This is a genomic window from Acinetobacter sp. YH16044 (genome assembly GCF_013417145.1).
In the GTDB taxonomy this organism is placed as follows: domain Bacteria; phylum Pseudomonadota; class Gammaproteobacteria; order Pseudomonadales; family Moraxellaceae; genus Acinetobacter; species Acinetobacter amyesii.
The window spans coordinates 1-5780 of sequence record NZ_VPEK01000068.1; the positions used below are offsets into that span (position 1 = coordinate 1).

Annotated in this window: 5 protein-coding genes and 1 pseudogene; 3 read left to right on the plus strand and 3 right to left on the minus strand. The window is 37.4% G+C overall.

Features of this window, described 5'->3' with window-relative positions; translation table 11 throughout:
• Positions 1-1023 (plus strand): IS4-like element ISAba33 family transposase gene (locus FTV38_RS16275; RefSeq protein ID WP_180022984.1). Its coding sequence is split into 2 segments (ribosomal slippage), with 1024 coding nucleotides annotated over them: positions 1-473 and positions 473-1023; the frame shifts between segments, so codons are not numbered across the junction. This gene is flagged as partial in the annotation.
• A gap of 420 nt (positions 1024-1443) precedes the next feature.
• On the opposite strand, the gene FTV38_RS16280 is transcribed toward FTV38_RS16275, so the two are convergent.
• Positions 1444-3063, minus strand: a complete 1620-nt coding sequence (locus tag FTV38_RS16280; RefSeq protein WP_004883953.1) for an oleate hydratase — start codon at positions 3061-3063, stop codon at positions 1444-1446.
• A 383-nt stretch (positions 3064-3446) separates the two neighbouring features.
• On the opposite strand from FTV38_RS16280, the pseudogene FTV38_RS16285 reads away from it, so the two are divergent.
• Positions 3447-4135: pseudogene (locus FTV38_RS16285) on the plus strand (IS4-like element ISAba33 family transposase); the annotation flags it as partial.
• A 226-nt stretch (positions 4136-4361) separates the two neighbouring features.
• Here the strand turns inward: FTV38_RS16285 and FTV38_RS16290 are convergent.
• Entirely contained in the window at positions 4362-4634 is a 273-nt protein-coding gene (locus FTV38_RS16290; RefSeq protein ID WP_111886092.1) for a hypothetical protein, read from the minus strand.
• A 225-nt stretch (positions 4635-4859) separates the two neighbouring features.
• Between FTV38_RS16290 and FTV38_RS16295 the strand changes: the two genes are divergently transcribed.
• Complete coding sequence (locus tag FTV38_RS16295; protein WP_180022985.1) at positions 4860-5501, plus strand: YitT family protein; 642 nt, start codon at positions 4860-4862, stop codon at positions 5499-5501.
• 73 nt (positions 5502-5574) lie between these two features.
• Here the strand turns inward: FTV38_RS16295 and FTV38_RS16300 are convergent.
• The coding region (locus tag FTV38_RS16300) for an integrase core domain-containing protein (RefSeq protein ID WP_180005052.1) at positions 5575-5780 on the minus strand (206 nt) is incomplete at its 5' end.

Genomic DNA, 5780 nt, shown 5'->3' on the forward strand with positions numbered 1-5780 from the left:
ATATTTTACACTGATTATGCTTGCATTAATTGTAAAACAGACATGTAATCTTTCTTCTGCATCTAAAGCCTTACCCATCAAGTGCTTACCACAATCATTTTATCGACGTATACAACGCTTCTTTGCAGATCAGTATTTCGATTATCGTCAAATTTCTCAGTTAATTTTCAATATATTTTCATTCGATAAAGTCCAATTAACTTTGGATAGAACTAATTGGAAATGGGGAAAACGAGATATTAATATCTTGATGTTAGCCATCGTCTATCGTGGAATAGCGATACCTATTGTTTGGACATTGCTCAATAAACGTGGAAATTCAGATACAAAAGAGCGTATTGCTTTGATTCAACGCTTTATCTCCATTTTTGGTAAAGATCGTATTGTGAATGTGTTTGCAGACAGAGAATTTATCGGTGAGAAATGGTTTACATGGTTAATTGAAAATGACATTAACTTCTGTATACGTGTTAAAAAAACTTTATTGTGACCAATCACTTAGCCAAGAATCATAAAATTAGTGATTTATTTCGTCATCTTCAAGTTGGTCAAACTGAATGTCGTAAACGACGTATTTGGGTTGGTCGAGTGAAACTTTATATTAGTGCGCTACGATTAGAAGATGGAGAGCTTTTACTTGTTGTTTCTCCTATGTTTAATGCTTCTGCTATTCGTGATTATGCATTACGCTGGGAAATCGAAACGTTATTTAGTTGTCTCAAAGGACGTGGATTCAATCTTGAAAATACTCGTTTAACAGACCCTAGACGAGTCAAGAAATTGATAGCAGTGCTAGCTATCGGTTTCTGTTGGTGCTATTTAACAGGTGAATGGCAACATGATCGGAAAAAAGCGATAAAAATAAAGAAGCATGGACGACTTTCAGTGAGTTTATTTCGCTACGGTTTGGACTATGTTCAAATGGCTATTCTACGTTTGATTGGTTTTGGAAAAAAAGAAGAATTTAAGAAAGTGCTAGCAATTTTAAGAAAGAAAAAGCCTGATAGGACAAGGATCCTATGAAATTTGTCGTGTACAGAGGTAATTTTTATGAAATCTAAAATCATGAGAAAAAGATAGAAAAGCACTTAGTCAGTTTCGGAGTATTATTTAAAACGTGGAGATGTTTTTCCTATGTTGATTAGTCAATTTATTTACGAATGAGGTATAAAGTTTTATCTAATTTTTCTTTTTATCCAATTTAAAATTAGGTGCGTACACGGCCTCAACTTTCAATAAAGTATAAAAGGTGTTTGTGTAGGCAATACCCTTACTTTTGATAAGCCAAAAGAAAGCAAAAGCCTTTGTTACCCATACATAACATCCCTATTATGATGGATAACGTGTGGCATCCCTGCCACACTCGTGTATCCAAACGTTGCTTAAATTAAACTATGTAATAGTGGCGACATAAAGGTGCTCTTATCGCTATATATTAAAAACTTAGTGGAACACTGTTTCTAAAGCTTTTAAACCCACTTTGGGATCAAGTAGACCGTTGTAAATTTCAGGGATTTCACGTTCCACCCCAAAAAATTCATAAATGGCAAGCATCGCCCCACGAACTGAATATTCCACAGTAAAGACCACGTCATCTTCAATTTCCACAAACTGTCCAAGGAAAGCAAAGTTTTGTGAGCCTTGTGGAATTACCTGTGGACGGTCCCCCGGTTTACGGCAGGCGAATAGGGCAGAGGCGTATGGCATCATGGCGGTAGTAACATCAGTCGTTGCCAAAACATGATCTAAAATGTCGTCAAAACCGAGCTGTTTAATCAGTTCTGTTAGGATTTCTTGCCCCGTGGCTTCGGACATTGGTTTTTTGATGTAATCGCCTATATGGTCAATTTGGAAACCGTAGCCCCATAAGGTATATAAACCTTCAGGTAAGTCGGCAAAGTGTGGCTGTGCAGGAACCACGATGGATAAATGCCAACCCGACTCATACCAAGTCATGAGTGCGCCTGTGCCTGGTTCATTGCCTGTATAGTCAATAATACGTTTAAGTAGCACGTCATCTTTCATGGTCAGAGTGAAAGACTCCCACTTATGTTCATCGACATTGCCATAAAAAGTCATTGGACGGCCAAAGTCTGGGGCTTTTTGTGCCAGCGTTTCCCAAAGCGTCCAGCCATGATCTTCTCGATGACGAATAAGGGCAGGCACGTCATGATTACCGCCATAACGTGAGTCTGCTGTAATAGAGCCTAAAGTGAAAATAGCTAAATCATTGGCTTTCAGATTAATTTGCTCTGAGCCTTCAGGCAATTGTACATATAGGCGTGAAGCGTAGCGTTCTTGAGTTTCAGCATTGGTAATGAAGTCTGCATCTGTGACATAGTGTCCAAAACGCACATCGACGCCTTGTGCGACTAACCAACGCTGTAGGGGCAGAATCATCGAGTCATATTGGTTGTACTTGGTACGTTTCACACCCGCTAAGGTATGAATGCGTGGCAATTCTTGAATAAAACGCAAGAAATAGCGTCTTAACTCTGCTGCACTGTGCCATTTTTGAAAAGCGAAAGTCGTGCGCCACATGCGCCAGAAATTGGTTTCAAAAAAGGTTTCATCAAAAAACTCATCAATGCGGCGACTGCCAATTTTTTCTTCTTTTGAAGCTAATAGGCGCAGCATCTGTGCACGATGTAGCGTATTCAGACCAAGCTTTGCTGCATCCGCAATGACATGTTCGGCATCAATCAACCGTGCATTGGCGTGGGTTTTCACTTTTTCATTAAACTCACGACATTCTTCACGCACCGAAATGTCTGGATTTTCCAAAGATGGAATACTGGAAAATAAGTCCCATAGGCACAAATAAGTTTCATCGGTCAGCATTCGCCCACCACGTGTTACCCAAGCTTGCGCGGCATGCGGTGTATGTCCACCATCCATCGAACCACCTGAAATATCGAGTTCTTCTAAAATATGGATATTTTTGGCAGGGACTTTGGCATCACGGATTGCAAATGCAGCAGCAGCCATACCTGCGATACCACCACCAATAATCCAAAGATGGGACTGTTGCGCGTCTAATGGGGTGCGCTTCTTATTTTGCATGGTTCACCTTTAATTATGATGTTAAAAATTATGAAGTAAAAAAATTGGTTTAGAAAAACCTTAAAAATAGTATGTCTTTTTATATATGAAAAATGTATGAAATGGGAAGCAATCCCCTCATTATATTTTGTAATCAAAAATAGACGTATGATGGCTATTTTTAATACACATTTGTCTTTTTATTAAAATTGAATATGATCTAAATAATTGATGTTAATGTTTATTGTTGAGTAATTGCTCTATTGTTGTTTTCACTATGCCGTATGCTAAATTTCTTTAAAAATAGGCTTTTTATTTATCATTAAAAAATATCTTTGTACACGACAAAAAAAGATAACTCATTGAAATAATGGCATAATACTTGTTTTCTGACGACGAATATGATGACACATTTCAATGAGTTACATCTCATCTTAAACAAATATCTAAAGTGGAACAAGTCACATGCAAAATGTTTTACACTGATTATGCTTGCATTAATTGTAAAACAGACATGTAATCTTTCTTCTGCATCTAAAGCCTTACCCATCAAGTGCTTACCACAATCATTTTATCGACGTATACAACGCTTCTTTGCAGATCAGTATTTCGATTATCGTCAAATTTCTCAGTTAATTTTCAATATATTTTCATTCGATAAAGTCCAATTAACTTTGGATAGAACTAATTGGAAATGGGGAAAACGAGATATTAATATCTTGATGTTAGCCATCGTCTATCGTGGAATAGCGATACCTATTGTTTGGACATTGCTCAATAAACGTGGAAATTCAGATACAAAAGAGCGTATTGCTTTGATTCAACGCTTTATCTCCATTTTTGGTAAAGATCGTATTGTGAATGTGTTTGCAGACAGAGAATTTATCGGTGAGAAATGGTTTACATGGTTAATTGAAAATGACATTAACTTCTGTATACGTGTTAAAAAAACTTTATTGTGACCAATCACTTAGCCAAGAATCATAAAATTAGTGATTTATTTCGCCATCTTCAAGTTGGTCAAACTGAATGTCGTAAACGACGTATTTGGGTTGGTCGAGTGAAACTGTATATTAGTGCGCTACGATTAGAGGCATTTTTTATAAATTTTTAGCAAATAGTCGATATTTAATTAAGTAAATTTCTTATATCTAGCAAATCTTTTTCAGCGCTTTTAAATCTAATAAAAGTAGCTTTGATTATTTATTGATCATTAGTCTACTTTTCTTCCTCAAAGCACATCATTTTTTTCTGTCATCACACCTATTCAAGCTTTATAGACATTTTTTTGCGTGCATTTTTATATTTCCAAGCATTTTTTAACGTTCAAATGCTAAATGTTGCATGACTTCCAAGATGACTTGTTGCTTTCCACGGAAATCCTCGGCAGAAAATAGCAGCTTGGCACGTCGAGGGAGTTGTTCTCGTACCAATGCAAATAGTTGGTACTGTGCTGCGATATCCAAATCATGTAATTGTTGCTGCGCCTCACAAAATAATGCTCGCTTATACTGTGTGGTTTGGTGATCAAATAAATATCTCAAGATTCGATCAATCTGTTCATCATGATTATCGGTATTGTAATACGCCATGTTGTTGCTCTTTTTTGATTTTTGACCATTATTCCATAAGGCCTGTTTTTGCAAAAATCATTTTAATTACATGCTTAGTCATTTTTGCTGATAAAAATACAGCCTATTTTATTTGAATAATCACTATTAACGATCACAGTCATAAAAAGCCACTATTTTTGGGCTTTAGACGCATAGAGCGCAGGCTGCGTTTTACGTACACTCTTTTTATTTTTTAGGTGCAGGATGCCAACACAGTTTTTTCCACGCTTATTCTTACTATTAAGCGGATTAGGATTATTGGCTTTTGGTGTCGTACTCTCTATACATTCAAATTTAGGGACATCCCCTATTTCCTCGGTGCCCTACAGCTTTAGCTATATCTTTCCACTCACCGTCGGCACATTAACAGTATTGATGCACATCGTCATGATACTGCTGCAAATGCTGATCTTAAAATCACGCTTTCAGTGGATACAGTGGCTGCAATTACCCGTGGGAATTTTGTTTGGTGCATTTATTGACGGTTTAATGTGGCTCACCCAAGGCTGGAGCATAGAAAGTTACCCACTTCAACTCCTGGCTTGCTTGGCAAGTTGCCTGATTACCGCTTTAGGTGTGAGCTTAGTGGTCAAAGCCAGTCTAGTCCTCTTAGCCGCAGAAGGTCTCTATCAAGCCATTGCTATTCGTTATCGCCTTGATTTTGGCAACTGTAAAACCTATGGCGACATTGTCTTGGTCAGTATTGCGGTTATCAGCAGTTGGCTAGTCTTACATCAAGTCATCGGAGTACGTGAAGGCACCATTATTACCGCACTTTTAGTGGGGACTTTAGTCAAGCGGATTTTACCTAAATTAAGCTTCATTCAATTTGGCTCTAAGCCCTAAAACCAAGCTCCATGAACATCTATCTGAGTGTCTTGTCCTGAAATAGATTGACAGTATTCCACTTCAAACCGAGTTAAGCAATTAGCTCGGTTTTAGTTTGCTCATACGTTTGATTCGGGGTGTTCATATTTAAACTTAAATGTGGTCTATAGCAATTATAAATCATAATAGATTCCGCAATTAAGTGATCTAACTCCTTCATGGTTTGACATCGTGTAATTAAAAACTCCTGCTTTAATATTCCATTAATCCGCTCTGCTAATGCATTCTGGTAACAGT